Annotated in this window: 1 protein-coding gene; it reads left to right on the forward strand. The window is 70.7% G+C overall.

From position 1 onward, the window contains the following. Positions 1-590 (forward strand): acyltransferase domain-containing protein (locus A9X04_RS27170; protein ID WP_156764559.1); only part of this gene is annotated, 590 nt, incomplete at both ends.

Below are 590 nucleotides of genomic sequence, written 5' to 3' on the forward strand. Positions count from 1 at the left end.
CACACCGACCGGGCGGCCGCCCTGCTCGCCGGCCTGGAATCGCCCATCGTTCACGGCATGTGGCTGTCGGCCGCCGCGCAGCACGCGGTGACGGCGACCGACGGCCAGGCCCGGCCCCCGGCCCGGCTGGTCGGCTGGACCGCGCGTTTCCTGGGCATGGTGCGTCCCGGTGACGAGGTCGATTTCCGCGTCGAGCGCGTCGGGATCGACCAGGGCGCAGAGGTTTTGGACGTGTCCGCCCGCATCGGGTCCGATCTGGTGATGTCGGCGACGGCGCGCCTGGCCTCCCCGCACACGGTGTATGCCTTCCCCGGTCAGGGGATTCAGCACAAGGGCATGGGCATGGACGTCCGCGCCCGCTCCAAGGCCGCCCGCAAAGTGTGGGACAAGGCGGACAAGTTCACCCGCGACACGCTGGGCTTCTCGGTGCTGCACGTGGTGCGCGACAACCCGACCAGCATCATCGCCAGCGGTGTGCACTACAACCACCCCGAGGGCGTGCTGTACCTGACGCAGTTCACCCAAGTCGCGATGGCGACCGTGGCGGCGGCGCAGGTCGCCGAGATGCGCGAGCAGGGCGCCTTCGTCGA

Source organism: Mycobacterium sp. E3247, from assembly GCF_001667785.1.
In the GTDB taxonomy this organism is placed as follows: domain Bacteria; phylum Actinomycetota; class Actinomycetes; order Mycobacteriales; family Mycobacteriaceae; genus Mycobacterium.